This window comes from Pseudomonas sp. KH_046_1, assembly GCF_057839025.1.
This window is the reverse complement of record NZ_CM174481.1, coordinates 6,305,693-6,331,608: the sequence shown is the minus strand read 5'-3', so window position 1 is coordinate 6,331,608 and position 25,916 is coordinate 6,305,693. Positions and strand designations below refer to the sequence as shown.

The following is a 25,916-nucleotide window of genomic DNA, read 5'->3' as shown; positions in this document are numbered from 1 at the left end:
GGATATCCCCTAAGTTGAAAGCCGGTGAGGCAAAAACAAGCGGCCATTGTAGCGACCAGACGCCGACTTATCCACACGTAGGTGGTTCATCGACCAAGAAGAATCACTGTTTCTTACGCAAAAAAGGCGACCAGTGGTCTGTGTATAAGCTCTGTGGATAACCGGGGTTAAGGTCATTGCACAAGTGGGGGCGAAACTCGGTGGATAACCGGCCTGTGGATAAGGCGGGCTTTCACACACAGGTTATCCGACAGCGCAGCACAGGCTGAACACTGTTTTCCACTGTAGTTGTCATTCTCTGTACATCAGGTAAAACAAGGGCTGAATAGAGTTATCCACAGAAGGTGGCGAGCCTAGCTTTTATAAGCTTTACAAAAAAGCTTTAAATACTTTCCTTTCTTATTTTTATATCTACGCAAGGTGCAAACGCCGAAAAGCCTCTGGAGATCTATTTATAAGGAAACGTTGGTTGGAAATTGACCTGAAGGCTTGCTTTCTCTAGAATCCCCGGTCTCTTAAAACGGGGGCCATTCCGGCCCGTTGTGGACGAACCAGGTAACACGACAATGAAACGTACTTTCCAACCAAGCACTATCAAACGCGCTCGTACCCACGGTTTCCGTGCTCGCATGGCTACCAAGAACGGTCGTGCCGTCCTGTCGCGTCGTCGCGCCAAAGGTCGTGCGCGTCTGGCAGTTTGATAATCCGGCACTGGAGGTGAGTCAGGACTTCAGTCGGGAAAAGCGTCTGCTTACCCCCCGGCAATTCAAGGCAGTCTTTGACTCCCCTACCGGCAAGGTTCCGGGGAAAAATCTCCTGCTCCTTGCGCGCAACAACGATCTTGATCACCCCCGTCTCGGGTTGGTTATCGGGAAAAAGAGCGTAAAGCTCTCCGTCGAGCGCAATCGCCTCAAACGTCTGATGCGCGAATCGTTTCGCCTGAACCAGGATTCTCTGGTCGGCTGGGACATAGTTATCGTCGCGCGCAAAGGTTTGGGTGATGTAGAAAACCCCGAATTGATTCAGCATTTCGGCAAACTCTGGAAACGTCTGGCTCGCAGTTCGCCAGTACCAGCAGTCAAAACCGAAACTGTAGGGGTAGACAGTCCAGATGCGTAAACTGGCACTCGTTCCGATCCAGTTTTATCGCTATGCCATTAGTCCCCTGATGGCCAGTCACTGTCGTTTCTACCCCAGTTGTTCCTGCTACGCGTTAGAAGCCATCGAAAATCATGGCCTTCTTCGCGGTGGCTGGCTGACCTTTCGTCGTTTAGGTCGCTGTCATCCGTGGAATCCCGGTGGTTATGACCCGGTTCCACCTATCCCTACCTCCCGTTCTTCTTCGATGGCCGAGTAATCATGGATATCAAACGCACGATCCTGATCGTCGCCCTGGCAATCGTGTCCTACGTTATGGTTCTTAAATGGAACCAGGACTATGGCCAGGCTGCCCTGCCGACTCAGAATGTTGCCACCAATACGACTGCATCGGGCCTGCCGGATACGGCATCTGGCTCCAACGCTTCTGCCAGTGACGACATTCCACGTGCTGCAAGCGACACCAGCGCACCAGCCGAAACGCCGGTGGCTGTGAGCAAGGACCTCATCCAGATCAAAACGGATGTACTGGACCTGGCTGTCGACCCACAAGGTGGCGATGTTGCCCAACTGATGCTGCCGTTGTATCCGCGTCGTCAGGATCACCCGGAAATTCCGTTCCAGCTGTTCGATAACGGCGGCGAACGTACTTATCTGGCGCAAAGCGGTCTGATCGGCACCAACGGTCCGGATGCAAATCCAGCCGGTCGTCCGGTTTATTCCTCGGAGAAGAAGGTTTATCAACTGGCTGACGGCCAGGACCAATTGGTCGTGGACCTGAAGTTCAGCAAGGACGGCGTCAACTACATCAAGCGTTTCACCCTGAAACGCGGCCTGTACGACGTAACCGTTTCCTACCTGATCGACAACCAGAGCGCCCAGCCCTGGACCGGTGCGATGTTCGCCCAGTTGAAGCGCGACGCCAGCGCCGATCCTTCGTCGACCACGGCTACCGGCACCGCGACTTACCTGGGTGCCGCCCTGTGGACAAGTAACGAGCCGTACAAGAAAGTGTCGATGAGCGACATGGACAAGGCTCAGCTGAAAGAAACCGTCACTGGCGGTTGGGTTGCCTGGTTGCAGCACTACTTCGTAACCGCATGGATTCCGGCCAAGGGCGAAAACAACGTCGTCCAGACCCGTAAAGACAGCAAAGGCAACTACATCATCGGCTACACCGGCCCATCGATGAGTGTTGCACCGGGTGCCAAGGCCGAGACCAGCGCTGTCCTGTACGCCGGTCCGAAAAGCCAGGCCGTGCTGAAAGAGTTGTCCCCAGGTCTGGAACTGACGGTCGACTACGGCATTCTGTGGTTCATCGCCCAACCGATCTTCTGGTTGCTGCAACATATCCACGCCATTGTCGGTAACTGGGGCTGGTCGATCATCTTCCTGACCATGCTGATCAAAGGGATCTTCTTCCCGCTGTCGGCTGCCAGCTACAAATCCATGGCGCGCATGCGTGCAGTGGCACCGAAACTGGCCGCGCTGAAAGAGCAACATGGCGATGACCGGCAGAAAATGTCGCAAGCCATGATGGAGCTGTACAAGAAAGAGAAGATCAATCCGTTGGGTGGTTGCTTGCCAATCCTCGTGCAGATGCCGGTTTTCCTCTCGCTGTACTGGGTTCTGCTGGAAAGCGTCGAGATGCGTCAGGCGCCGTTCATGCTGTGGATTACTGACCTGTCGATCAAGGATCCGTTCTTCATTCTGCCGATCATCATGGGTGCAACCATGTTCATCCAGCAGCAGCTGAACCCGACTCCTCCGGATCCGATGCAGGCCAAGGTAATGAAGCTGATGCCAATCATCTTCACCTTCTTCTTCCTGTGGTTCCCGGCTGGTCTGGTGCTGTACTGGGTAGTGAACAACTGCCTGTCGATCGCCCAACAGTGGTACATCACACGTAAGATCGAAGCGGCCGCTAAAGCAGCTGCCTGATTTACACTGTGGATAACCACTCAAAACGCCCCCTAGTGGGGCGTTTTGCTATCTGTCACTTTTGTCTGGATACCGGTTTATGAGCGTTCCTCGCGAAACCATCGCAGCCGTCGCCACCGCTCAAGGTCGCGGCGGTGTAGGCATCGTGCGTATTTCCGGGCCGTTGGCCAGCGTTGCGGCCAAGGCCTTCAGCGGTCGCGAGCTCAAGCCGCGATTTGCCCACTACGGCCCGTTTTTCAGTGAAAACGACGAGGTGCTGGACCAGGGCATTGCCTTGTATTTCCCCGGCCCGAACTCTTTCACAGGCGAAGATGTGCTGGAACTGCAAGGCCATGGCGGCCCGATTGTTCTGGATATGTTGCTCAAGCGCTGCCTGGAACTGGGATGCCGTCTCGCCCGACCGGGGGAATTCAGTGAGCGCGCCTTCCTCAACGACAAACTGGACCTCGCCCAGGCCGAAGCCATTGCCGACCTGATTGAAGCCAGTTCTGCCCAGGCTGCGCGAAACGCGTTGCGCTCCCTGCAGGGAGCCTTCTCGTCACGTGTGCATAACCTCACCGAGCAATTGATCGGCCTGCGCATCTATGTCGAAGCGGCCATCGATTTTCCGGAAGAGGAAATCGACTTCCTCGCCGATGGCCACGTCCTGAGCATGCTCGACAAGGTGCGCGACGAGTTATCCACCGTCATCCGCGAAGCCGGGCAGGGCGCCTTGCTGCGTGACGGCATGACAGTGGTCATTGCCGGTCGTCCGAATGCCGGTAAATCCAGCCTGCTCAACGCCCTGGCCGGGCGTGAAGCGGCGATCGTGACCGAAATTGCCGGCACCACCCGTGACGTCCTTCGTGAACATATCCACATCGATGGCATGCCGCTGCACGTAGTGGATACCGCCGGTCTGCGCGATACCGATGATCATGTGGAAAAAATCGGCGTCGAGCGTGCCTTGAAGGCCATCGGCGAAGCGGATCGGGTATTGCTGGTGGTCGATGCCACGGCGCCTGAAGCCCTTGATCCTTTCGCACTCTGGCCAGAGTTTCTCGAAATCCGTCCAGATCCTGCGAAAGTCACCCTGATTCGCAACAAGGCCGACCTTACGGGCGAAGCCATTGCCCTGGAGATCAGCGAGGATGGCCATGTCACCATTAGCCTGAGCGCCAAGTCTGGTGGTGTCGGGCTGGACCTGCTGCGTGAACACCTCAAGGCCTGCATGGGCTATGAGCAAACGTCCGAAAGCAGCTTCAGCGCTCGCCGGCGACACCTTGAGGCGCTACGTCATGCCAGTGCTGCCCTCGAGCATGGTCGTGCCCAATTGACCCTGGCCGGTGCTGGCGAGTTGTTGGCCGAGGACTTGCGCCAAGCTCAGCAGTCGCTGGGCGAAATCACCGGTGCGTTCAGCTCTGACGATCTGCTGGGGCGAATTTTCTCCAGCTTCTGTATCGGTAAGTAGCCCTCCTGTTATTCACAGACAGGCCATTCGTGCCTGTCTGCTCCCTCCTTTTCTGAAAAAAACCTCCAGTGCCGAGCGGACGTCGTCTGCTTGAGCGAATTTCCTGTACCCGAATTTCAAGCAAACGGCACTTTTCTGTGGATTAAGCCCTGTGAATAACCGTAGCTAAGGTCAGTTGATAACAGGGCTCGAAAACTGGACATAACCGCCTCTGTGGATAACCACCCCTTTCATCCACAGGCTTAAACCGGTTATCCAAGGGCCTCATTGGCACATGACCACAGGGTTTTGAATCTCTGTACATATTGAAAACAAAGGGCTGTATCAATCTATCCACAGAAAGGCAGGTGCATAGAAATAAACATAAAAACAAAGATTTAATAAATTTCTTTCTTTTTAATTTCTATAACTCCGACTTTTCCACAGCTGGTTAATTTTTGTGCAAAGGGTTCTTTAGGAAGGGCGAAGTCCCTATACTTGTCGACCAGGTCCAAAAACCTGAGCTCAAACTATTCCTGAATTACCTACTTAAGCAGGCACGAGGTGCGTGGTGGATTTCCCTTCCCGTTTTGAAGTGATCGTCATCGGCGGCGGTCATGCCGGTACCGAGGCAGCACTGGCCTCAGCACGTATGGGGGTTAAAACCCTGTTGCTGACGCATAACGTGGAAACCCTCGGTGCCATGAGTTGCAACCCGGCCATTGGCGGGATCGGCAAAAGCCACCTGGTCAAGGAAATCGACGCCCTCGGCGGCGCGATGGCCATGGCTACCGATAAAGGCGGCATCCAGTTTCGCGTGTTGAACAGCCGCAAAGGCCCGGCCGTGCGAGCAACTCGCGCACAGGCAGACCGGGTTCTGTACAAGGCAGCTGTCCGCGAAATCCTGGAAAACCAGCCGAACCTGTGGATATTTCAACAGGCCGCTGACGATCTGATCGTCGAACAGGAACAAGTCCGTGGCGTTGTCACGCAAATGGGTCTGCGTTTCCTCGCCGATTCCGTGGTGTTGACCACCGGCACGTTCCTCGGTGGACTTATCCACATCGGTTTGCAGAATTTTTCCGGCGGTCGCGCCGGTGATCCGCCATCGATCGCGCTGGCTCACCGTCTGCGTGAACTGCCATTGCGTGTGGGTCGTTTGAAAACCGGTACTCCGCCGCGTATCGACGGCCGGTCTGTGGATTTCTCGGTGATGTCCGAGCAACCGGGTGATACACCGATCCCGGTGATGTCGTTCATGGGGTCCAAAGAGCAGCATCCGAAGCAAGTCAGCTGCTGGATTACCCACACGAATGCGCGCACACACGAAATCATTGCCGCGAACCTCGACCGTTCGCCGATGTATTCCGCTGCCGGTGAGATCGAAGGGATCGGCCCGCGTTATTGCCCGTCGATCGAAGACAAGATCCATCGCTTTGCCGACAAGGAAAGCCATCAGGTGTTTATCGAACCGGAAGGTTTGACCACCCATGAGCTGTATCCGAACGGGATATCCACAAGCTTGCCGTTCGACGTGCAATTGCAGATCGTGCAATCGATCCGCGGCATGGAAAACGCGCACATCGTGCGGCCGGGCTACGCGATCGAGTACGACTACTTCGATCCACGGGATTTGAAGTACAGCCTGGAAACCAAAGTCATCGGCGGCCTGTTCTTCGCCGGGCAGATCAACGGCACAACCGGTTACGAAGAAGCCGGTGCCCAGGGTTTGCTCGCCGGGACCAACGCTGCACTGCGTGCGCAAGACAAAGACGCCTGGTGCCCGCGCCGCGACGAGGCCTATATCGGCGTATTGGTCGACGACCTGATTACTCTCGGTACCCAAGAGCCGTACCGGATGTTCACGTCCCGTGCCGAATACCGTCTGATTCTGCGCGAAGACAACGCCGACCTGCGCTTGACCGAAAAAGGTCGCGAACTGGGCCTGGTGGATGACGTGCGCTGGGCGGCTTTCTGCAAAAAACGCGAAAGCATCGAACTGGAAGAGCAGCGCTTGAAAAGCACCTGGGTACGCCCGGGCACCGAACAGGGCGATGCCATTGCCGAAAAATTCGGCACGCCACTGACTCACGAATACAACCTGCTCAATCTCTTGAGTCGTCCGGAAATCGACTACGCTGGTCTGATCGCCGTGACCGGTGGGGGCGCAGAAGATCCACAGGTTGCCGAGCAGGTCGAAATCAAGACCAAGTACGCCGGCTACATCGATCGTCAACAGGATGAAATCGCCCGCTTGCGCGCCAGCGAAGACACCAAATTGCCTGTGGATATCGATTACACGAACATTTCCGGTCTCTCCAAAGAGATCCAGAGCAAGCTTGGTGCGACCCGTCCAGAGACTTTGGGCCAGGCCTCGCGAATTCCGGGCGTAACGCCGGCAGCCATTTCGCTGTTGATGATTCATTTGAAAAAACGCGGCGCGGGCCGTCAGTTGGAGCAAAGCGCTTGAGTTCGTTGGTCACTTCGCAACACGCAGAAGAGTTATCCACAGGTGCCCGCCAGCTTGGCGTCACGCTGACAGAAACCCAGCACGCACAGCTGCTGGGTTATCTGGCCCTGTTGATCAAATGGAACAAGGCTTACAACCTCACCGCCGTGCGTGATCCGGACGAAATGGTTTCCCGTCACTTGCTCGATAGCCTGAGTGTGATGTCGTTCATCGAAAACGGTCGCTGGCTCGACGTCGGCAGTGGCGGCGGCATGCCTGGCATTCCGCTGGCGATCCTGTTTCCCGAGTCCCAGGTGACCTGCCTGGACAGCAACGGCAAGAAAACCCGCTTCCTGACCCAGGTAAAACTCGAACTCAAACTGGATAACCTGCAAGTTATCCACAGTCGCGTGGAAGCGTTCCAGCCTGCCCTGCCATTCAACGGGATCATTTCCCGGGCGTTCAGCAGCATGGAAAACTTCAGCAACTGGACTCGCCACCTTGGCGATAGCGAAACACGCTGGCTGGCAATGAAGGGCGTTCATCCGGCCGATGAGCTGGTAGCATTGCCGGCAGACTTCCACCTCGATAGCGAACACGCCCTGGCCGTACCTGGTTGCCAAGGCCAACGCCATCTGCTGATACTGCGCCGCACGGCATGATTGGGAACACAAGCAAGAATGGCTAAGGTATTCGCGATTGCGAACCAAAAAGGTGGCGTGGGCAAAACCACCACCTGCATCAACCTCGCAGCATCCCTGGTCGCGACCAAGCGTCGGGTGCTGTTGATCGATCTCGATCCACAGGGCAACGCCACCATGGGTAGCGGTGTGGATAAACATGGCCTGGAAAACTCGGTCTACGACCTGCTGATCGGAGAATGTGATCTGGCCCAGGCCATGCACTTCTCCGAACACGGTGGTTACCAGCTGTTGCCGGCCAACCGCGACCTCACCGCGGCCGAAGTGGTTCTGCTGGAAATGCAGATGAAGGAAAGCCGCCTGCGCAGTGCGCTGGCGCCGATCCGGGAAAACTACGATTACATCCTGATCGACTGCCCGCCGTCGCTGTCGATGCTGACCTTGAACGCACTGGTTGCCGCCGACGGGGTCATTATCCCCATGCAGTGCGAGTACTTTGCACTCGAAGGCTTGAGCGACCTTGTGGATAACATCAAGCGTATCGCTGAACTGCTGAACCCGAACCTCAAGGTCGAAGGCCTGCTGCGTACGATGTACGACCCGCGCCTGAGCCTGATGAACGATGTCTCGGCGCAGCTCAAGGAACACTTCGGCGAGCAGCTCTACGACACCGTCATTCCGCGTAACATCCGTCTGGCCGAAGCGCCAAGCTACGGCATGCCGGCGCTGGCGTACGACAAAGCGTCGCGAGGCGCCGTTGCCTACCTGGCATTGGCCGGCGAGATGGTTCGTCGTCAACGCAAAAACTCACGCATCGCCGCTGCTCAGGCAACTTAAGGAATCCCCATGGCCGTCAAGAAACGAGGTCTCGGACGTGGACTGGATGCTCTGTTGAGTGGTCCGACTGTCAGCTTGCTTGAAGAACAAGCGACGCAAGCCGATCAGCGTGAGCTGCAACACCTGCCCCTGGATCTGCTCCAGCGTGGCAAGTACCAGCCGCGTCGTGACATGGATCCGCAGGCCCTCGAAGAGCTGGCGCAGTCGATCAAGGCCCAGGGCGTCATGCAGCCCATCGTGGTTCGCCCGATTGGCAGCGGCCGCTTTGAAATCATTGCCGGCGAACGTCGCTGGCGCGCCAGCCAGCAAGCCGGCCAGGAAACCATCCCGGCGATGGTTCGCGATGTACCCGATGAAACCGCGATCGCCATCGCGCTGATCGAGAACATCCAGCGCGAAGACCTGAACCCGATTGAAGAAGCGGTGGCCTTGCAGCGTTTGCAGCAGGAGTTTCAGCTGACCCAGCAACAGGTGGCGGAAGCTGTGGGCAAGTCCCGGGTGACCGTGGCTAACCTGTTGCGCCTGATTTCCTTGCCGGAAGTCATCAAGACCATGTTGTCCCACGGCGACCTGGAAATGGGTCATGCCCGTGCTTTGCTCGGTTTACCGGAAATTCAACAGGTAGAAGGGGCGCGACATGTTGTCGCACGCGGGCTGACCGTGCGCCAGACCGAGGCACTGGTTCGCCAGTGGTTGAGTGGTAAACCGGAGCCTGTTGAAGCGGCAAAACCGGACCCGGATATCGCCCGTCTCGAACAGCGCCTGGCCGAGCGCCTAGGCTCTGCGGTGCAGATCCGCCACGGTAAGAAGGGTAAAGGGCAATTGGTGATTGGCTACAACTCACTGGATGAGCTTCAAGGCGTACTTGCACATATCCGCTGAAACATTTCCTCATGTAGCGCGCAGTCGGAAATCACTACCTGACAGTTGAATAGGGGCAGAACCGCCCCTATACTCTGCGCGCATTTTGTCGGCACAAATTATGCCAAGTTAGTGAATTTCGGCAGCCGACCATTGGAGAGTAAAAGTGATGGAAACCCGCACGCCAAACCGCTTGCCCTTCCATCGCCTGGCAGTTTTTCCGGTGTTAATGGCTCAATTTGTCGTGTTGCTGATCGCCGCTTTGGCGCTCTGGTACCGATATGGAGTCGTTGCCGGGTACTCGGGACTCTGCGGAGGCCTGATAGCCTTGCTGCCCAATGTTTATTTCGCTCACAGGGCATTTCGGTTTTCCGGCGCCCGAGCAGCCCAGTCCATCGTCCGGTCTTTTTATGCCGGCGAGGCAGGCAAACTGATTTTGACGGCAGTGCTGTTTGCACTGGTGTTTGCAGGTGTGAAGCCACTGGCGCCGATTGCAGTATTCGGTGTCTTCGTGCTGACTCAGTCAGTCAGCTGGTTCGCTCCCCTGCTGATGAGAACAAGACTTTCGAGACCTTAGGGCGTTTGAGGCAACCATGGCAGAAACAACCGCTTCGGGCTATATCCAGCACCACTTGCAGAACCTGACCTTCGGTCAGCTCCCAAACGGCGGCTGGGGCTTTGCCCACACCGCAGCAGAAGCCAAGGAAATGGGCTTCTGGGCTTTCCACGTCGATACTCTCGGCTGGTCGGTCGCATTGGGTCTGATCTTCGTTCTTCTTTTCCGCATGGCGGCAAAGAAAGCGACATCGGGTCAGCCTGGTGCTTTGCAGAACTTCGTTGAAGTATTGGTCGAATTCGTCGATGGCAGCGTGAAAGACAGCTTCCATGGCCGTAGCCCGGTGATTGCACCGCTGGCACTGACCATCTTCGTCTGGGTGTTCCTGATGAACGCCGTCGACCTGGTACCGGTCGACTGGATTCCTCAAGTAGCCATGTGGATCTCCGGCGACGCGCACATCCCGTTCCGCGCCGTGTCGACCACTGACCCGAACGCGACTCTGGGCATGGCCATCTCGGTCTTCGCACTGATCATTTTCTATAGCATCAAGGTCAAGGGCATCGGCGGCTTCATCGGCGAACTGACCCTGCACCCGTTCGGCAGCAAGAACATCTTCGTTCAGGCCCTGCTGATCCCGGTGAACTTCCTGCTGGAATTCGTGACCCTGATCGCCAAGCCGATCTCCCTGGCTCTGCGTCTGTTCGGCAACATGTACGCTGGCGAGCTGGTCTTCATTCTGATTGCTGTGATGTTCGGCAGCGGTCTGCTCTGGCTTAGTGGCCTGGGCGTTGTTCTGCAGTGGGCGTGGGCTGTGTTCCACATCCTGATCATCACCCTGCAGGCGTTCATCTTCATGATGCTGACCATCGTCTACCTGTCGATGGCGCACGAAGAAAACCATTAAGACCAGTCTCGACTAGTCTGATGTCCTTCCCGGTAAAACGGGAAGGGGCTCTTCACTGGGCCTCTGAAACGATTTGTTTTACCGCTTTAAATTAAAAAAACCTAAACCATACGACGTAAAAGTCGGGAGGAAAGATGGAAACTGTAGTTGGTCTAACCGCTATCGCTGTTGCACTGTTGATCGGCCTGGGCGCACTGGGTACCGCAATTGGTTTCGGCCTGCTGGGCGGCAAGTTCCTGGAAGGCGCAGCGCGTCAGCCAGAAATGGTTCCAATGCTGCAAGTTAAAATGTTCATCGTTGCCGGTCTGCTCGACGCCGTAACCATGATCGGTGTTGGTATCGCTCTGTTCTTCACCTTTGCGAACCCGTTCGTTGGTCAAATCGCTGGCTAATTACTCGGATCTTCCGGGTAATTTGGTGTGATGGACAACGTAACTGCGAGGTGTTGGCGTGAACATTAATGCGACCCTGATTGGCCAGTCCGTTGCGTTCCTGATTTTTGTACTGTTCTGCATGAAGTTCGTATGGCCTCCGGTCATTGCGGCATTGCACGAACGTCAAAAGAAGATCGCTGATGGTCTGGACGCTGCCAGCCGTGCAGCTCGCGACCTGGAGTTGGCCCAAGAGAAAGCGGGTCACCAACTGCGCGAAGCGAAAGCTCAGGCAGCTGAAATCATCGAGCAAGCCAAGAAACGCGGTAACCAGATTGTCGAAGAGGCTGTTGAAAAAGCCCGTGTCGACGCTGACCGTGTGAAGGTTCAGGCTCAGGCCGAGATCGAACAGGAACTGAACAGTGTCAAAGACGCGCTGCGTGCCCAAGTGGGCTTGCTGGCAGTCGGCGGCGCCGAGAAGATCCTGGGTGCCACAATCGATCAAAACGCGCACGCAGAGCTGGTTAACCAACTGGCTGCTGAAATCTAAGCGAGGGCGATCATGGCAGAACTGACCACGTTGGCCCGACCTTACGCTAAGGCGGCCTTCGAGCACGCTCAGGCCCACCAGCAACTGGCCAATTGGTCAGCCATGCTCGGCCTGGCTGCAGCGGTGTCGGAAGACGACACCATGCAGCGCGTGCTCAAGGCCCCGCGACTGACGAGCGCAGAAAAGGCCGCCACGTTCATTGACGTGTGCGGCGACAAGTTTGATGCCAAGGCACAGAACTTCATCCACGTCGTTGCCGAAAACGACCGTCTCCCGCTGTTGCCGGAGATTGCCGCTCTATTCGACCTGTACAAGGCCGAGCAAGAGAAGTCGGTAGACGTTGAAGTCACCAGTGCTTTCGCATTGAACCAAGAACAGCAAGACAAACTCGCCAAGGTTCTCAGTGCACGACTCAACCGGGAAGTGCGCCTGCAAGTTGCGGAGGACGCTGCCCTTATTGGTGGTGTCGTCATCCGCGCCGGCGACCTGGTTATCGATGGCTCGATTCGCGGCAAAATCGCGAAACTTGCCGAAGCATTGAAATCTTGAGTTTGAAGGGGCAGCAGAGCAATGCAGCAACTCAATCCTTCCGAAATAAGTGAAATTATCAAGGGCCGCATCGACAAGCTCGATGTGACCTCCCAAGCCCGTAACGAAGGCACTGTCGTCAGCGTATCTGACGGTATCGTGCGGATTCACGGTCTGGCCGACGTAATGTACGGCGAGATGATCGAGTTTCCGGGCGGCGTCTTCGGTATGGCCCTCAACCTGGAGCAAGACTCCGTAGGTGCCGTTGTATTGGGCGCATACCAGTCTCTGGCTGAAGGCATGAGCGCCAAGTGCACCGGCCGCATCCTGGAAGTTCCGGTTGGTAAGGAACTGCTGGGTCGCGTAGTCGACGCACTGGGTAACCCTGTTGACGGCAAAGGTCCACTGGGCAACACCGAGACCGACGCGGTCGAGAAAGTTGCTCCAGGCGTGATCTGGCGTAAGTCGGTAGACCAGCCTGTACAGACTGGCTACAAGGCTGTCGATGCCATGATCCCTGTCGGCCGTGGCCAGCGTGAGCTGATCATCGGTGACCGTCAGATCGGTAAAACCGCTCTGGCGATCGACGCGATCATCAACCAGAAGAACAGCGGCATTTTCTGCGTCTACGTAGCAATCGGTCAGAAACAATCGACCATCGCCAACGTGGTTCGCAAGCTGGAAGAAAACGGCGCCCTGGCCAACACGATCATCGTGGCTGCCAGTGCTTCGGAATCTCCTGCGCTGCAATTCCTGGCACCGTACTCCGGTTGCACCATGGGTGAATTCTTCCGCGACCGCGGTGAAGACGCGCTGATCGTTTATGACGATCTGTCCAAGCAAGCAGTGGCTTACCGCCAGATTTCCCTGCTGCTGCGCCGTCCACCAGGCCGTGAAGCTTACCCAGGCGACGTGTTCTATCTCCACTCCCGTCTGCTGGAGCGCGCATCCCGCGTTTCGGAAGAATACGTAGAGAAGTTCACCAACGGCGCAGTGACCGGCAAAACCGGTTCCCTGACCGCACTGCCGATCATCGAAACCCAGGCTGGCGACGTTTCCGCGTTCGTTCCGACCAACGTGATTTCCATCACCGACGGTCAGATCTTCCTGGAATCGGCCATGTTCAACTCGGGCATCCGCCCTGCAGTGAACGCCGGTGTTTCGGTATCCCGTGTGGGTGGTGCCGCTCAGACCAAGATCATCAAGAAGCTGTCCGGTGGTATCCGTACCGCTCTGGCTCAGTACCGTGAACTGGCGGCATTCGCCCAGTTCGCTTCTGACCTGGACGAAGCGACCCGTAAGCAACTTGAGCATGGTCAGCGCGTTACCGAGCTGATGAAGCAGAAGCAATACGCACCAATGTCGATCGCTGACATGGCGCTGTCGCTGTATGCCGCTGAGCGTGGGTTCCTGACTGACGTTGAAATCGCCAAGATCGGCAGCTTCGAGCAAGCGCTGATTGCTTTCTTCAACCGCGATCACGCCGATTTGATGGCGAAGATCAACGTGAAAGGTGACTTCAATGACGAAATCGACGCTGGCATGAAAGCCGGTATCGAGAAGTTCAAGGCCACCCAAACCTGGTAAGCCGCAGCGGGAGCCGCAAGGCTCCCGCTTGCTAACCTGATAGGTGTTACATGGCAGGCGCAAAAGAGATTCGCAGTAAGATTGCGAGCATCAAAAGCACGCAAAAGATTACCAGCGCCATGGAAAAAGTGGCGGTCAGCAAAATGCGCAAGGCACAAATGCGCATGGCTGCTAGCCGTCCTTATGCGGAGCGTATCCGCCAGGTAATTGGGCATCTGGCCAACGCCAACCCGGAATACCGCCACCCGTTCATGATCGACCGCGAAATCAAGCGTGTTGGTTATGTCGTAGTGAGCAGTGACCGTGGTCTGTGCGGCGGCTTGAACACCAACCTGTTCAAGGCCCTGGTCAAGGACATGGCGGTAAACCGCGAAAACGGCGTCGAGATCGATCTGTGTGTCGTTGGTAGCAAGGGTGCGGCCTTTTTCCGCAACTTCGGCGGTAACGTCGTTGCAGCTATCAGCCACCTGGGTGAAGAGCCGTCGATCAATGATCTGATCGGCAGCGTCAAGGTGATGCTGGATGCCTACCTGGACGGCCGTATTGACCGCCTGTCCGTGGTGTCCAACAAGTTCATCAACACCATGACGCAACAGCCTACCGTGGAGCAGTTGATTCCACTGGTGGCAACCCCGGATCAAGACCTCAAGCACCACTGGGACTATCTCTACGAACCGGATGCCAAGGAGCTGCTGGACGGCTTGATGGTCCGTTACGTGGAGTCGCAGGTCTACCAGGCGGTGGTCGAGAACAACGCGGCTGAACAAGCTGCGCGGATGATCGCGATGAAGAACGCTACCGACAACGCCGGTGATTTGATCAGCGATTTGCAGCTGGTCTACAACAAGGCGCGTCAGGCTGCGATCACCCAAGAGATCTCGGAAATCGTCGGCGGCGCTGCCGCGGTTTAACGGTTCAAATATTCAGAGGATCCAGCTATGAGTAGCGGACGTATCGTTCAAATCATCGGCGCCGTTATCGACGTGGAATTTCCACGCGACAGCGTACCGAGCATCTACAACGCGCTGACAGTTCAAAGCGCGGCCGGGACCACTCTGGAAGTTCAGCAGCAGCTGGGCGACGGCGTGGTTCGTACCATTGCGATGGGTTCCACCGAAGGCTTGAAGCGCGGTCTGGACGTTGTCGACTCCGGCGCAGCCATCTCCGTACCGGTCGGTAAAGCGACTCTGGGCCGGATCATGGACGTTCTGGGCAACCCGATCGACGAAGCAGGTCCAATCGCTACTGAAGAGCGTTGGGGCATCCACCGTCCAGCGCCTTCGTTCGCTGAACAGGCAGGCGGCAACGACCTGCTGGAAACCGGCATCAAGGTTATCGACCTGGTTTGCCCGTTCGCCAAAGGCGGTAAAGTCGGTCTGTTCGGTGGTGCCGGTGTAGGCAAGACCGTAAACATGATGGAACTGATCCGTAACATCGCCATCGAGCACAGCGGTTATTCCGTGTTCGCCGGTGTGGGTGAGCGTACTCGTGAGGGTAACGACTTCTACCACGAGATGAAGGATTCCAACGTTCTGGACAAAGTGGCACTGGTTTACGGTCAGATGAACGAGCCGCCGGGTAACCGTCTGCGCGTAGCACTGACCGGCCTGACCATGGCCGAGAAGTTCCGTGACGAAGGTAACGACGTTCTGTTGTTCGTCGACAACATCTACCGTTACACCTTGGCCGGTACTGAAGTATCCGCACTGCTGGGCCGTATGCCTTCCGCAGTAGGCTACCAGCCGACCCTGGCTGAAGAGATGGGCGTTCTGCAAGAACGTATCACTTCGACCAAGGAAGGTTCGATCACTTCGATCCAAGCGGTATACGTACCTGCGGATGACTTGACCGACCCGTCGCCAGCGACCACCTTCGCCCACTTGGACGCTACCGTCGTTCTGTCCCGTGACATCGCTTCCCTGGGTATCTACCCAGCGGTAGACCCACTGGATTCGACTTCGCGCCAGCTGGACCCGAATGTGATCGGCCAGGACCACTACGACACCGCTCGCGGCGTTCAGTACGTTCTGCAGCGTTACAAAGAACTGAAGGACATCATTGCGATCCTGGGTATGGACGAGCTGTCGGAAGCCGACAAGCAGTTGGTAAACCGTGCTCGTAAGATCCAGCGCTTCTTGTCGCAGCCGTTCTTCGTGGCTGAAGTCTTCACCGGTGCATCGGGTAAATACGTTTCCCTGAAAGACACCATTGCTGGCTTCAAAGGCATCCTCAACGGTGACTACGACCACCTGCCAGAACAAGCGTTCTACATGGTTGGCGGCATCGAAGAAGCGATCGAAAAAGCCAAGAAACTGTAATCCCGGCGCCCGGCAACGGGCGCTAATTTAGGTTGAGGCAATCAGATGGCTATGACAGTCCATTGCGATATCGTCAGCGCGGAAGGAGAAATCTTTTCCGGTCTGGTCGAGATGGTGATTGCGCACGGTGCACTGGGTGATCTTGGTATCGCCCTGGGTCACGCGCCGCTGATCACTAATCTGAAGCCAGGTCCGATCCGCCTGGTCAAGCAGGGCGGGGAAGAGGAGGTGTATTACATCTCCGGTGGTTTCCTCGAGGTTCAGCCGAACATGGTCAAGGTTCTTGCCGACACCGTGCAACGTGCTGCCGACCTGGATGAAGCCTCCGCTCAGGAAGCCGTCAAGGCTGCCGAGAAGGCCTTGCATGAACGAGGCGCAGAATTCGATTACGGTTCTGCTGCCGCACGTCTGGCCGAGGCTGCAGCTCAGCTGCGCACCGTCCAGCAGATCCGCAAGAAGTTCGGCCACTAAGGCTGCGCTTGTTGTGTGATTGATTAAAAAGGGTAGCCTCGGCTACCCTTTTTTCTTTTCCGATTTTTACAACCCGGTCGCAGCCGCTGACCACCCAGGATTGGTAGCCAGTCATGTCTCTTGAAATCGTTATTCTCGCTGCAGGCCAAGGCACGCGCATGCGTTCCGCTTTGCCGAAAGTTTTGCACCCGATTGCCGGCAACTCCATGCTCGGTCATGTTATCCACAGCGCTCGGCAACTTGATCCACAGCGCATCCACGTCGTGATCGGTCATGGTGCCGACGCCGTGCGCGAACGCCTGGCGGCGGATGATCTGAATTTCGTCCTGCAGGATAAACAGTTGGGTACCGGTCACGCCGTTGCTCAAGCCGTGCCGTTCATTCAGGCCGACACCGTGCTGGTGCTCTACGGCGATGTGCCGTTGATCGAGGTCGACACCCTGCAGCGCCTGCTCAAGAAGGTGGGGCCGCAGCAGTTGGGCTTGCTGACCGTCGAATTGGATGACCCGACCGGTTACGGCCGCATCGTTCGTGATGACGCAGGTAAAGTGACGGCCATCGTCGAACAGAAAGATGCCAACGAAGCCGAACGCAAGATCACCGAAGGCAATACCGGCATTCTGGCGCTGCCTTTTGCCCGCCTCGGCGACTGGATGAGCCGACTTTCCAATAACAACGCCCAGGGCGAGTACTACCTGACCGACATCATTGCCATGGCCGTGAGCGATGGTCTGGTGGTGGCCACCGAGCATCCGCACGACGCCATGGAAGTGCAGGGCGCCAATGACCGCAAGCAGCTTTCCGAACTGGAACGGCATTATCAATTGCGCGCCGGTCGTCGTTTGATGGCTCAAGGTGTGACGCTGCGCGACCCGGCACGATTCGATGTACGGGGAGACGTGACGGTAGGCCGTGACGTGCTGATCGACATCAACGTGATCCTCGAAGGCAAGGTCGTCATTGAGGATGACGTGGTGATCGGCCCGAACTGTGTGATCAAGGACAGCACCCTGCGCAAAGGCGTGGTCATCAAGGCCAACAGCCATATCGAAGGTGCCATTCTGGGTGAAGGCAGCGATGCCGGCCCGTTCGCGCGTCTGCGTCCAGGTACCGTGCTGGAAGCCCGGGCGCATGTGGGTAACTTCGTCGAGTTGAAAAACGCGCACATGGGCGAAGGCGCCAAGGCCGGTCACCTGGCTTATCTGGGCGATGCCGAAGTGGGCGCGCGTACCAACATCGGTGCCGGTACCATCACCTGCAACTATGATGGCGCCAACAAGTGGAAAACCGTGTTGGGCGAAGATGTGTTCATTGGTTCCAACAACTCGTTGGTAGCACCTGTGGATATCCTGGATGGTGCGACCACGGCGGCCGGCTCGACCATTACCTCGGCTGTGGATAAATCCCAGTTGGCCATCGGGCGTGCTCGTCAGAAGAACATCGACGGCTGGAAGCGGCCGGAGAAGATCAACAAGAGCTGAGTTATCCACATGTGGATGATCGTCTGAAGTTATTCACAGGCTGATCTATTGTATGCGCGGGCAAGTCGGATCGCCGCTCCGACTTGCCCGCGTTGCTTTTATCCACAGCTCTTTTTATCGCATGGCGCTTGACGAAGTTTCGCTGATAGGTTTTGATTGCTTCCGCCATCTTTCGAAACGAAACTTATCCGCTCATGTCGAAGCGCAACACACCTCAGCGTCGTCACAACATCCTCGCCTTGCTCAATGAGCAGGGCGAAGTCAGTGTGGATGAGTTGGCCAAGCGCTTCGAAACGTCGGAAGTTACGATTCGCAAGGATCTGGCGGCACTTGAAAGCAATGGTCTGTTGCTGCGTCGTTACGGCGGGGCGATCACCATGCCTCAGGAACTGGTCGCGGACCTTGGCCAGCCGGTTTCCAAATACAAACAAGCCATCGCCCGTGCCGCCGTCGCGCGGATTCGCGAGCATGCGCGCATCATTATCGACAGTGGCAGTACCACCGCCTCCATGATTCCGGAACTCGGACAGCAACCCGGCCTGGTGGTGATGACCAACTCGCTGCATGTCGCCAACGCTTTGAGCGAACTTGAGCACGAACCGGTGCTGTTGATGACCGGTGGTACCTGGGACCCGCATTCCGAGTCCTTTCAGGGGCAGGTTGCCGAGCAGGTACTCCGCTCCTACGACTTCGACCAACTGTTTATCGGCGCCGATGGCATCGATCTGGTTCGCGGTACAACCACCTTCAACGAACTGCTCGGGCTGAGCCGGGTCATGGCCGAAGTCGCCCGCGAAGTAGTCGTGATGGTGGAGGCTGACAAGATCGGCCGCAAGATTCCCAACCTGGAGCTGCCATGGAGCAGTGTCCATACCCTTATTACGGATGAACGCCTGCCGCTTGAGGCTCGCGATCAGATTCAGGCCCGCGGCATCAATTTGATTTGCGCGGCTGTCAGTCAGGAGAAATAGCATGTGTGGAATTGTCGGCGCAGTTGCAGAACGTAATATCACCGCCATCCTCGTCGAAGGCCTGAAACGCCTCGAATACCGTGGGTATGACAGCGCTGGCGTGGCGGTCTACACCAACGATGAAAAACTCGAGCGCATGCGTCGTCCGGGCAAGGTCAGTGAGCTGGAGCAGGCATTGAGCAGCGAGTCGCTGGTCGGTCGCCTGGGCATCGCCCACACCCGCTGGGCCACCCACGGTGCACCGTGCGAGCGCAATGCTCACCCGCATTTCTCCGGTGACCTGGCGGTGGTGCACAACGGCATCATCGAAAACCACGAAGCCCTGCGTGAACAACTCAAGGCCCTGGGTTATGTGTTCACCTCGGACACCGACACCGAAGTCATCGCTCACCTGCTGAACCACAAACTCAAGGATCTGAGCGACCTGACCGTGGCCCTCAAGGCGACCGTCAAAGAGTTGCACGGTGCTTACGGCCTGGCAGTTATCAGCTCGAAGCAACCGGATCGTCTGGTCGCAGCTCGCAGCGGCAGCCCGCTGGTGATCGGCCTGGGCCTGGGGGAAAACTTCCTGGCGTCCGACCAATTGGCCCTGCGTCAGGTCACCGACCGCTTCATGTACCTGGAAGAAGGCGATATCGCCGAAATCCGCCGCGACAGCGTGCAGATCTGGGACGTTGACGGCCAGGCTGTCGAGCGCGAAGCCGTGCAGTATCGCGACGGTGCCGAAGCCGCCGAAAAGGGCGAGTTCCGCCACTTCATGCTCAAGGAAATCCACGAGCAACCATCCGTGGTGCAGCGCACCCTGGAAGGTCGTCTGAGCCAGAACCAGGTACTGGTACAGGCATTCGGCCCACAGGCTGCCGAGCTGTTTGCCAAAGTACGCAACGTACAGATCGTCGCGTGCGGCACCAGTTACCACGCCGGCATGGTCGCGCGTTACTGGCTCGAAGAGCTGGCCGGCATTCCTTGCCAGGTCGAAGTCGCCAGCGAATTCCGCTACCGCAAGGTAGTGGTGCAGCCGGACACCCTGTTCGTGACCATTTCCCAGTCCGGCGAAACCGCCGACACCCTGGCCGCACTGCGCAACGCCAAGGAGCTGGGCTACCTCGCCAGCCTGGCGATCTGCAACGTCGGCATCAGCTCGCTGGTGCGTGAATCCGATCTGACCCTGTTGACCCAGGCCGGTCGCGAAATCGGTGTGGCATCGACCAAAGCCTTCACCACGCAACTGGTTGGCCTGTTGTTGCTGACGCTTTCCCTGGGCCAGGTTCGTGGCACCTTGGCCGAAGGTGTCGAAGCAACGCTGGTCGAAGAACTGCGTCGTTTGCCAACCCGTCTGGGTGAAGCGCTGGCCATGGACAGCACCGTGGAAAAAATCTCCGAGCTGTTCGCCGAAAAACACCACACGCTGTTCCTCGGCCGTGGCGCGCAGTTCCCGGTGGCGATGGAAGGGGCACTCAAGCTCAAGGAAATCTCCTACATCCACGCCGAAGCCTATCCGGCCGGCGAGCTGAAACACGGCCCGTTGGCGCTTGTGGATAACGATATGCCAGTGGTGACCGTGGCGCCGAACAACGAACTGCTGGAGAAGCTGAAGTCCAACCTTCAGGAAGTCCGCGCTCGTGGTGGCCAGTTGATCGTCTTCGCAGACGAGAAGGCCGGCATGACCAACGGTGAAGGCACCCACGTGGTGCACATGCCGCACATCCACGACATCCTGTCGCCGATTCTCTACACCATCCCGCTGCAACTGCTGTCGTACTACGTCGCCGTACTCAAGGGTACTGACGTTGACCAGCCGCGCAACCTGGCGAAGTCGGTCACTGTGGAATAAGTTATCCACAGACGAAAAACCCCCTTCTCAGGGGGTTTTTCTGTTTCTAGGCGGTAGTAATTCGACGTTGTCGCCGTGTGTCGAGCAGATGGACCATGACGCAGGCGTACAAGGTCACCAGGATGAACAGGCCCATGCGGATGGCGAAGGCGGTGTAGACATCCTTGCCCGCGGCACTGTCCTGCACCGATTGGCCGAGCAGAATGATCAGGGTCGCCAGGCTGTTGAGCCAGAAACTCGGTGGTTGTCCGGTCCGGGCCAGGCCATAGAGCTTTCTGGCCGCCAGCAAACCGAACAGCAACATCCACAGAAAGAACATCCACAGGTTGACGAACAGGCTCAGCGCACACCAGAAAAGAATCGCCATCAGGCCACCGAGCAAGGTCGAGCCGAGCAATTCCTGGCCGGCGGTGCGGGCGCTGGTCGCGCAGCTTTGCTGGCCGAGGCTGACGGCTTTCATGATGATTGGCAGGTAGCTGGCCGGGTCGATCATGGCCAGCAGGAACGTCGGCAGCACCACCAGCGTGGCCCGTAGCGCCAGCCAGCCGCTTTCGGTTGGAGTAAGGCTCGGGCCGGGTTTGGCTGCGGGGGCACTGGCGGGGTCGGGAAACAGCCAATGGCTGATGGTCAGCGCGGTGACGGCCAGGAACAGGCCCTTGACCAGGGCCACGATCACCTCAAGTGCCAGGGCGAATTCAGCGGTTCCGGCAGAGCTGATCAAGGTCAGGCCCACCACCAGGAAGGTCGCCACCAGTGGGTTGCCGCCGCGCAGGCCATAACCGAAGGCCAGGAACAGGCACAGTCCGACCAGCAACACGCCGCTGAACGGGTAGTAACGCAGCAGGGGAATGAGCAGCAGGCCGGTCCCGGTGGTCAGCATAAGGATCAGGATCAGGCCCAGGCTGGCCTTGAACGGCAACGGTCGGTTCATCGCCGCCAGCATCATCAGCGCCAGCATCGGCGAGAGGAACGGGATGGGCAGGGCCAGACCAAAGCTCGCCGCCAGGCACAGCGCCGTGCCGAAGCTCAGGCGCAGGGCGCGCTGAACCCGGGCCGGACGCTCAATACGCATAGGACATCCAGCTCATCAGGCGCAGGAACAGGCGCCCCAGGATATTCAGCGGGTTACTTTCACTCGGGAACGCCATGACTTCGGCCTGTCCGCCGGACCGGATCCCTTGCGGGCCGGTCAACTCACCGGGCTCGAACTCGATGATGACCGGAAAGCGCTGGGCAGGGCGCAACCAATCGCGGCTGTTCTCCACTGTCGGCAGGCTGCCCGGCTGGGTGGTCTGGCCGATATCGACGCCATAGCCGACGCTGCGCACATGGCCTTTGAAAATTCTGCCCGGGTGGGCGTCGAGGATGATGGACACCGGCGTCCCGGGCTGGACACTGCCCAGATTGTTTTCGGTCATGTCGGCGCTGATCCACACATCGTGGATGGCGATCAGGGTCATCACCGGAGCACCGGCGGCGGCGAACTGGCCGACATCGGTGCGCAAATCGGTGATCAGGCCGGCCGAGCGCGCGTGGACCTTGGTATTGCTCAAGTCCAGCTCGGCTTTTTCAAGGTTGCTGGCGGCGCTGAGCAACTGGGCGTTTTCGTCTTCGTTACCGCCCTGTTGTTCCCGTGCACGTTGCACTTCGGCCTTGGCCGCGGCGACCTGGCTGATGGATTCTGACAGGGTGGCGCGGGATATCTCCAGGCGCCGCAGCGAGATGGTGCCCGGGTCTTCGCTGTACAGGCGTTCAAGCCGCTGGATGTCCTGGCGTGCCTTGAGCTCGTTGGCCTGGGATGCACGCAGGGACGCTTGCTTGGAGTCGACGCCGGCGGTGTTGGCGCCCACCTGGCGACGGGTCGATTCAAGGTCGGCGCGGGCGCGATCGACGGCAATCTGGTACTGCTCCGGATTGACTTCAAACAGCAATTCGCCGGCCTTGACGTCCTGGTTGTTGCGTACAAGCACCTTGGTCACCCGGCCGGATACCTCGGCGGCCACCGGCACAATGAAGGCCTGCACCCGTGCCTGTTGCGTGTAGGGCGTGTAACGGTCGGCCATCAGGTACCAGACCAGACTCAGGATGATCAGCAGCACCACCCAATTGATGGCTTTTTTCGCAGGGTCGGCGGCAGGTGCCGGGGCTTTCTCGTCGACCGGTTGTTGGCTGTCAGTCATGGGCACTTTCCTTCGGTTCGTCGAGCAGATCGCCCCAATCGGTCCGTTCTTGCATTTGTTTGCGGGTGGCCGGGTCTATCAACGGCTGGTCGCTGTACCAGCCGCCGCCCAGGGCCTTGTACAGGGCGATCAGGCTGTTGACCGCGGTGCCACGGTTGACCAGGTAGATATCCTGCTGGGCAAACAGGGCGCGCTGGGCATCCAGCACGCGCTGGAAATCCGAATAGCCTTCGCGGTATTGGGCGTTGGCCAGGGTCACCGATCGTTCGGCGGCCACCGATGCATCACTGAGGATTTGGTCGCGCTCCAGCGCCTTGATCAAGCCGGTCGCGGCATCGTCGGCCTCACGGGCCGCCTGGCGCACGCTGTCCTGGTAGATAACGATCAATTGCTGCAAGCGCGCGTCCTGCACGCGGACGTTGTTGGTGATCCGGCCGTGGTCGAAGATGTCCCAGCGCAGGCTGGGGCCGGCCACCATGTCGAGGGTGTTGGGTGCACCGTTGAGCGAGCTGGCGGACCAGACGATGCTGCCCAGCAGGCTGATGGAGGGGTACAGGTCGGTCTCGGCCACACCGATCAACGCCGATTGCGCGGCCACTTGCAGCTCGGCAGCACGAACATCGGGGCGCCGCACCAGCAGGTTGGCCGGCACATCCTGCAACACCGCGGTATCGAGCAGCGGCACTAAGCCGGTGTTGCGATTGAGGTCAGGGATCGAGCCGGGTGGCTGGCCGATCAGAGTGGACAACGCGTTGCGCAAGCTCGCCACCTGGCTTTCGAAATCCGGGATGGTACTGAGGGTGCCCAGGTACTGGGTCTTGGCTTGTTGCAGATCGAGTTCGGCTTCGGCCCCGCTGTTGAACAGGCGCTCGGTGATCTCGTAGCTGCGTTTTTGTAATTTGGCGTTGCTGCGGGCGATGGCCAGGCGCGCCTCGGCAGTGCGCAAGGCGTAGTAGTTTTGCGCCAGTTGCGCGTGCAACAGCACCAAGGCATTTTCATAGTTGGCCTGGGCGGCAAACCAGGAGGCGTCGGCCGACTCGATGGCGCGGCTGAAACGCCCCCAGAAATCCAGCTCCCAGCCGATATCGAAGCCGACGCTGTGTTGCCAGAAATGCGTGTCCTGGGGGTTGGTGCCGCCCGACTGTCGACGGTTCAGGTACAGGCTGTCGGCGCTGGCTTGTTGCAATTGCGGGTAGCGTCCACTCAGGGCGATACCCAATTGTGCCCGGGACTCCATGACCCGCAGGCCAGCGACGTGCAGGTCGGGGTTGTGGGCATCGGCTTCGGCCATCAAATGGTCCAGCACCGGGTCGTTGAACACGCGCCACCATTGGCGGCTGTCAGGTTGCGCGTGTTGTTGGCCGGCGATCTCCAGGGCCGGGCTGTTCCAGTGGTCGACCCAGGGCTGGGCCGGCGACTGGAAATCCGGGCCCAGTTGCACGCAGCCCCCCAGGACGACGGTGCCACAGAGCAGAAGCCGGCTGATGCGAGCAGGGCGTGGCATCAAGCGCAAACTCCTCAGACAGGATGCTGATCGTTCGTTGCCTCTATCTTCGGTGTCTCGTTCAACGCCTCGATCTCGGGTGTCTCGTTCATGACCTCGGCAGACGGTTGGTCCTGGACCCATTGCCAGAACAATTGGTAGCCCACCGCCAGCGCAACCGGCCCGATGAACAAACCGATGAAGCCGCCGCTTACCATGCCGCCCAAGGCGCCAATCAGAATTACCGGCATGGGTACATCGACGCCGCGGCCCAACATCAATGGCTTGAGGACGTTATCGGCCATCCCGGCAATCAGGCTGTAGATGCCAAACACGACGGTGGCCAGGCTGGTCCCTTCGGTGGCGAAGACATAGGCGATCACCGGGATGGTCACCAGCAGTACCGGCAATTGCATGATTCCCATCAACAGCGCCACCATGGCCAGCAGCCCGGCACCGGGGACACCCATGAGCACGAAGCCCACGCCAACCAGCAACATCTGAATGAACGCGATACCCACTACGCCCTGGGCGACCGCGCGGATGGTCGCAGTGCAGAGCACAGTAATGCGAGGGCCACGCTCTGGTCCGGAAAGGCGCGAGGTGATGGCCAGGGCGCTTCTTTCGCCATTTTCGCCGTAGGCCATGAACACGCCGGCAATGATCAGGGCGCCGATGAACAACAGAAAACCTACGCCAACGTCAGCCATTTTGCCCAACAAGGTCAGGCCGACGGACTTGATATAAGGCATCAACTTCATGAGCACGCTGCTCATGTCGGTGGCGGCCTGCATCCAGTAGCCATAGAGCGGCTCGCCAATGAGCGGCAGGGAAGCGATTTTTTCGCTGGGGAGCGGTATCTGCAGTGTGTCGGACTTGAGGACCGCCAAGGTGCCCTGAACCGATTCACTGATCGAGGTGCCCAGCAGGTAGATCGGTACCATCAGCAAAGCCAGGGCGACCACCACGATCAGGGTGGCGGCACGACCGTCCTTGTTGACCAGCTTGCGCTTGATGAGCCCATGCAGTGGATACAGGGTGATGGCCAGAATCATTGCCCAGAGCATCAGGTTGAGGAAGGGGTGGAAGATCTGGAAGCAGAACAGTACCAGCACCGTAATCAACCCGGCGCGAATCAGTACGTCGAGCAAACCACCGGACAGTGCTCTAGCGGAAATGTTAGTGCGCAACATTGTCGAACTCCTTGCTGTGTCACACAGGTTAGCCAGCCGGTTCAAGTTCAACTCTTCCCTACTAAGTGAATCCTTGAAGCAAGATCCACGGACAGCCGTCCAAGCGTTAAAAACCCAATAACGCCTTACTTCAAGTAGGGAAAATTTCAACGAGGTACCTACCAAATACTCAATAGGTAACAGGGTGGTTTGTAGTATAGGAGCAGTCGTATATTCCGCCTGTTTATGCA

The 25,916-nt window shown here is 58.0% G+C and carries 25 protein-coding genes; 21 read left to right on the top strand and 4 right to left on the bottom strand.

Annotation, left to right across the window (positions count from 1 at the left end):
- Window positions 1-566: 566 nt before the first annotated feature.
- The 21 genes from rpmH (at window position 567) to glmS (ending at window position 20,830) form a co-directional block, all read left to right on the top strand.
- Window positions 567-701 (top strand): 50S ribosomal protein L34, encoded by a 135-nt coding sequence (gene rpmH / locus AC3IT9_RS29110; protein WP_003213577.1) that lies wholly within the window; start codon window positions 567-569, stop codon window positions 699-701.
- A gap of 16 nt (window positions 702-717) precedes the next feature.
- Window positions 718-1,119, top strand: a complete 402-nt coding sequence (rnpA, locus tag AC3IT9_RS29105) for a ribonuclease P protein component (RefSeq protein ID WP_056727027.1) — start codon at window positions 718-720, stop codon at window positions 1,117-1,119.
- Entirely contained in the window at window positions 1,112-1,357 is a 246-nt protein-coding gene (gene yidD, locus AC3IT9_RS29100) for a membrane protein insertion efficiency factor YidD (RefSeq protein WP_010207715.1), read from the top strand. The genes rnpA and yidD overlap by 8 nt, the downstream gene beginning before the upstream one ends.
- A 2-nt stretch (window positions 1,358-1,359) precedes the next feature.
- Window positions 1,360-3,039: a membrane protein insertase YidC gene (gene yidC, locus AC3IT9_RS29095; protein ID WP_150728255.1), complete on the top strand. Its 1,680-nt coding sequence runs from the start codon at window positions 1,360-1,362 to the stop codon at window positions 3,037-3,039.
- Between the two features lie 79 nt (window positions 3,040-3,118).
- Entirely contained in the window at window positions 3,119-4,489 is a 1,371-nt protein-coding gene (gene mnmE / locus AC3IT9_RS29090) for a tRNA uridine-5-carboxymethylaminomethyl(34) synthesis GTPase MnmE (protein WP_150728256.1), read from the top strand.
- Between the two features lie 550 nt (window positions 4,490-5,039).
- Window positions 5,040-6,938: a tRNA uridine-5-carboxymethylaminomethyl(34) synthesis enzyme MnmG gene (gene mnmG / locus AC3IT9_RS29085; RefSeq protein WP_489271577.1), complete on the top strand. Its 1,899-nt coding sequence runs from the start codon at window positions 5,040-5,042 to the stop codon at window positions 6,936-6,938.
- Window positions 6,935-7,579 carry a 16S rRNA (guanine(527)-N(7))-methyltransferase RsmG gene (gene rsmG, locus AC3IT9_RS29080; protein WP_150753778.1) on the top strand — a complete coding sequence of 215 codons (645 nt, stop codon included), beginning with the start codon at window positions 6,935-6,937 and terminating at the stop codon, window positions 7,577-7,579. Before mnmG ends, rsmG begins: the two co-directional genes overlap by 4 nt.
- An 18-nt stretch (window positions 7,580-7,597) precedes the next feature.
- Complete coding sequence (locus tag AC3IT9_RS29075) at window positions 7,598-8,395, top strand: ParA family protein (RefSeq protein WP_007969897.1); 798 nt, start codon at window positions 7,598-7,600, stop codon at window positions 8,393-8,395.
- Window positions 8,396-8,404: 9 nt separating this feature from the next.
- Window positions 8,405-9,277 carry a ParB/RepB/Spo0J family partition protein gene (locus tag AC3IT9_RS29070; RefSeq protein WP_150753779.1) on the top strand — a complete coding sequence of 291 codons (873 nt, stop codon included), beginning with the start codon at window positions 8,405-8,407 and terminating at the stop codon, window positions 9,275-9,277.
- Window positions 9,278-9,425: 148 nt separating this feature from the next.
- Window positions 9,426-9,833, top strand: coding sequence for a F0F1 ATP synthase subunit I (locus AC3IT9_RS29065; RefSeq protein WP_150728259.1), 408 nt, complete (start codon window positions 9,426-9,428; stop codon window positions 9,831-9,833).
- Between the two features lie 16 nt (window positions 9,834-9,849).
- Window positions 9,850-10,719 carry a F0F1 ATP synthase subunit A gene (atpB, locus tag AC3IT9_RS29060; RefSeq protein ID WP_150728260.1) on the top strand — a complete coding sequence of 290 codons (870 nt, stop codon included), beginning with the start codon at window positions 9,850-9,852 and terminating at the stop codon, window positions 10,717-10,719.
- 134 nt (window positions 10,720-10,853) lie between these two features.
- On the top strand, window positions 10,854-11,111 hold the full coding sequence (atpE, locus tag AC3IT9_RS29055; RefSeq protein WP_003097235.1) for a F0F1 ATP synthase subunit C: 258 nt from the start codon (window positions 10,854-10,856) through the stop codon (window positions 11,109-11,111).
- Between the two features lie 58 nt (window positions 11,112-11,169).
- A complete protein-coding gene (locus tag AC3IT9_RS29050; RefSeq protein WP_008045681.1) occupies window positions 11,170-11,640 on the top strand; it encodes a F0F1 ATP synthase subunit B in 471 nt (156 codons plus the stop codon).
- 12 nt (window positions 11,641-11,652) lie between these two features.
- Window positions 11,653-12,189: a F0F1 ATP synthase subunit delta gene (locus AC3IT9_RS29045; protein ID WP_008045680.1), complete on the top strand. Its 537-nt coding sequence runs from the start codon at window positions 11,653-11,655 to the stop codon at window positions 12,187-12,189.
- A gap of 21 nt (window positions 12,190-12,210) precedes the next feature.
- Window positions 12,211-13,755: a F0F1 ATP synthase subunit alpha gene (gene atpA, locus AC3IT9_RS29040; protein ID WP_030132553.1), complete on the top strand. Its 1,545-nt coding sequence runs from the start codon at window positions 12,211-12,213 to the stop codon at window positions 13,753-13,755.
- Window positions 13,756-13,805: 50 nt separating this feature from the next.
- Window positions 13,806-14,666 carry a F0F1 ATP synthase subunit gamma gene (gene atpG, locus AC3IT9_RS29035; RefSeq protein WP_008045673.1) on the top strand — a complete coding sequence of 287 codons (861 nt, stop codon included), beginning with the start codon at window positions 13,806-13,808 and terminating at the stop codon, window positions 14,664-14,666.
- Window positions 14,667-14,693: 27 nt separating this feature from the next.
- On the top strand, window positions 14,694-16,073 hold the full coding sequence (gene atpD, locus AC3IT9_RS29030; RefSeq protein ID WP_008045671.1) for a F0F1 ATP synthase subunit beta: 1,380 nt from the start codon (window positions 14,694-14,696) through the stop codon (window positions 16,071-16,073).
- A 45-nt stretch (window positions 16,074-16,118) separates the two neighbouring features.
- A complete protein-coding gene (locus tag AC3IT9_RS29025) occupies window positions 16,119-16,544 on the top strand; it encodes a F0F1 ATP synthase subunit epsilon (protein ID WP_007969909.1) in 426 nt (141 codons plus the stop codon).
- 113 nt (window positions 16,545-16,657) lie between these two features.
- Window positions 16,658-18,025: a bifunctional UDP-N-acetylglucosamine diphosphorylase/glucosamine-1-phosphate N-acetyltransferase GlmU gene (gene glmU, locus AC3IT9_RS29020; RefSeq protein ID WP_489271574.1), complete on the top strand. Its 1,368-nt coding sequence runs from the start codon at window positions 16,658-16,660 to the stop codon at window positions 18,023-18,025.
- Window positions 18,026-18,219: 194 nt separating this feature from the next.
- Window positions 18,220-18,996, top strand: a complete 777-nt coding sequence (locus tag AC3IT9_RS29015; RefSeq protein WP_150728262.1) for a DeoR family transcriptional regulator — start codon at window positions 18,220-18,222, stop codon at window positions 18,994-18,996.
- A 1-nt stretch (window position 18,997) separates the two neighbouring features.
- Window positions 18,998-20,830, top strand: coding sequence for a glutamine--fructose-6-phosphate transaminase (isomerizing) (gene glmS / locus AC3IT9_RS29010; protein ID WP_489271572.1), 1,833 nt, complete (start codon window positions 18,998-19,000; stop codon window positions 20,828-20,830).
- Between the two features lie 46 nt (window positions 20,831-20,876).
- On the opposite strand, the gene AC3IT9_RS29005 is transcribed toward glmS, so the two are convergent.
- The 4 genes from AC3IT9_RS29005 to AC3IT9_RS28990 are packed head-to-tail and all read right to left on the bottom strand — an operon-like array spanning window position 20,877 to window position 25,686.
- A complete protein-coding gene (locus AC3IT9_RS29005) occupies window positions 20,877-21,902 on the bottom strand; it encodes a DUF2955 domain-containing protein (RefSeq protein WP_489271571.1) in 1,026 nt (341 codons plus the stop codon).
- Window positions 21,892-23,010, bottom strand: coding sequence for an HlyD family secretion protein (locus AC3IT9_RS29000; RefSeq protein ID WP_423502989.1), 1,119 nt, complete (start codon window positions 23,008-23,010; stop codon window positions 21,892-21,894). The genes AC3IT9_RS29005 and AC3IT9_RS29000 overlap by 11 nt, the downstream gene beginning before the upstream one ends.
- On the bottom strand, window positions 23,003-24,514 hold the full coding sequence (locus tag AC3IT9_RS28995) for an efflux transporter outer membrane subunit (protein ID WP_150724819.1): 1,512 nt from the start codon (window positions 24,512-24,514) through the stop codon (window positions 23,003-23,005). The genes AC3IT9_RS29000 and AC3IT9_RS28995 overlap by 8 nt, the downstream gene beginning before the upstream one ends.
- Window positions 24,515-24,528: 14 nt before the next feature.
- Window positions 24,529-25,686: an AI-2E family transporter gene (locus AC3IT9_RS28990; protein WP_489271569.1), complete on the bottom strand. Its 1,158-nt coding sequence runs from the start codon at window positions 25,684-25,686 to the stop codon at window positions 24,529-24,531.
- Window positions 25,687-25,916: the final 230 nt, after the last annotated feature.

Bases quoted from the DNA above. Each gene is read 5' to 3' on its own strand.
- rpmH (WP_003213577.1), top strand. From the start codon at position 567: ATGAAACGTACTTTCCAACCAAGCACTATCAAACGCGCTCGTACCCAC.
- yidD (WP_010207715.1), top strand. From the start codon at position 1,112: ATGCGTAAACTGGCACTCGTTCCGATCCAGTTTTATCGCTATGCCATT.
- yidC (WP_150728255.1), top strand. From the start codon at position 1,360: ATGGATATCAAACGCACGATCCTGATCGTCGCCCTGGCAATCGTGTCC.
- mnmE (WP_150728256.1), top strand. From the start codon at position 3,119: ATGAGCGTTCCTCGCGAAACCATCGCAGCCGTCGCCACCGCTCAAGGT.
- AC3IT9_RS29075 (WP_007969897.1), top strand. From the start codon at position 7,598: ATGGCTAAGGTATTCGCGATTGCGAACCAAAAAGGTGGCGTGGGCAAA.
- AC3IT9_RS29070 (WP_150753779.1), top strand. From the start codon at position 8,405: ATGGCCGTCAAGAAACGAGGTCTCGGACGTGGACTGGATGCTCTGTTG.
- AC3IT9_RS29065 (WP_150728259.1), top strand. From the start codon at position 9,426: ATGGAAACCCGCACGCCAAACCGCTTGCCCTTCCATCGCCTGGCAGTT.
- atpB (WP_150728260.1), top strand. From the start codon at position 9,850: ATGGCAGAAACAACCGCTTCGGGCTATATCCAGCACCACTTGCAGAAC.
- atpE (WP_003097235.1), top strand. From the start codon at position 10,854: ATGGAAACTGTAGTTGGTCTAACCGCTATCGCTGTTGCACTGTTGATC.
- AC3IT9_RS29045 (WP_008045680.1), top strand. From the start codon at position 11,653: ATGGCAGAACTGACCACGTTGGCCCGACCTTACGCTAAGGCGGCCTTC.
- atpA (WP_030132553.1), top strand. From the start codon at position 12,211: ATGCAGCAACTCAATCCTTCCGAAATAAGTGAAATTATCAAGGGCCGC.
- atpG (WP_008045673.1), top strand. From the start codon at position 13,806: ATGGCAGGCGCAAAAGAGATTCGCAGTAAGATTGCGAGCATCAAAAGC.
- atpD (WP_008045671.1), top strand. From the start codon at position 14,694: ATGAGTAGCGGACGTATCGTTCAAATCATCGGCGCCGTTATCGACGTG.
- AC3IT9_RS29025 (WP_007969909.1), top strand. From the start codon at position 16,119: ATGGCTATGACAGTCCATTGCGATATCGTCAGCGCGGAAGGAGAAATC.
- glmU (WP_489271574.1), top strand. From the start codon at position 16,658: ATGTCTCTTGAAATCGTTATTCTCGCTGCAGGCCAAGGCACGCGCATG.
- AC3IT9_RS29015 (WP_150728262.1), top strand. From the start codon at position 18,220: ATGTCGAAGCGCAACACACCTCAGCGTCGTCACAACATCCTCGCCTTG.
- glmS (WP_489271572.1), top strand. From the start codon at position 18,998: ATGTGTGGAATTGTCGGCGCAGTTGCAGAACGTAATATCACCGCCATC.
- AC3IT9_RS29005 (WP_489271571.1), bottom strand. From the start codon at position 21,902: ATGCGTATTGAGCGTCCGGCCCGGGTTCAGCGCGCCCTGCGCCTGAGC.
- AC3IT9_RS29000 (WP_423502989.1), bottom strand. From the start codon at position 23,010: ATGACTGACAGCCAACAACCGGTCGACGAGAAAGCCCCGGCACCTGCC.
- AC3IT9_RS28995 (WP_150724819.1), bottom strand. From the start codon at position 24,514: ATGCCACGCCCTGCTCGCATCAGCCGGCTTCTGCTCTGTGGCACCGTC.
- AC3IT9_RS28990 (WP_489271569.1), bottom strand. From the start codon at position 25,686: ATGTTGCGCACTAACATTTCCGCTAGAGCACTGTCCGGTGGTTTGCTC.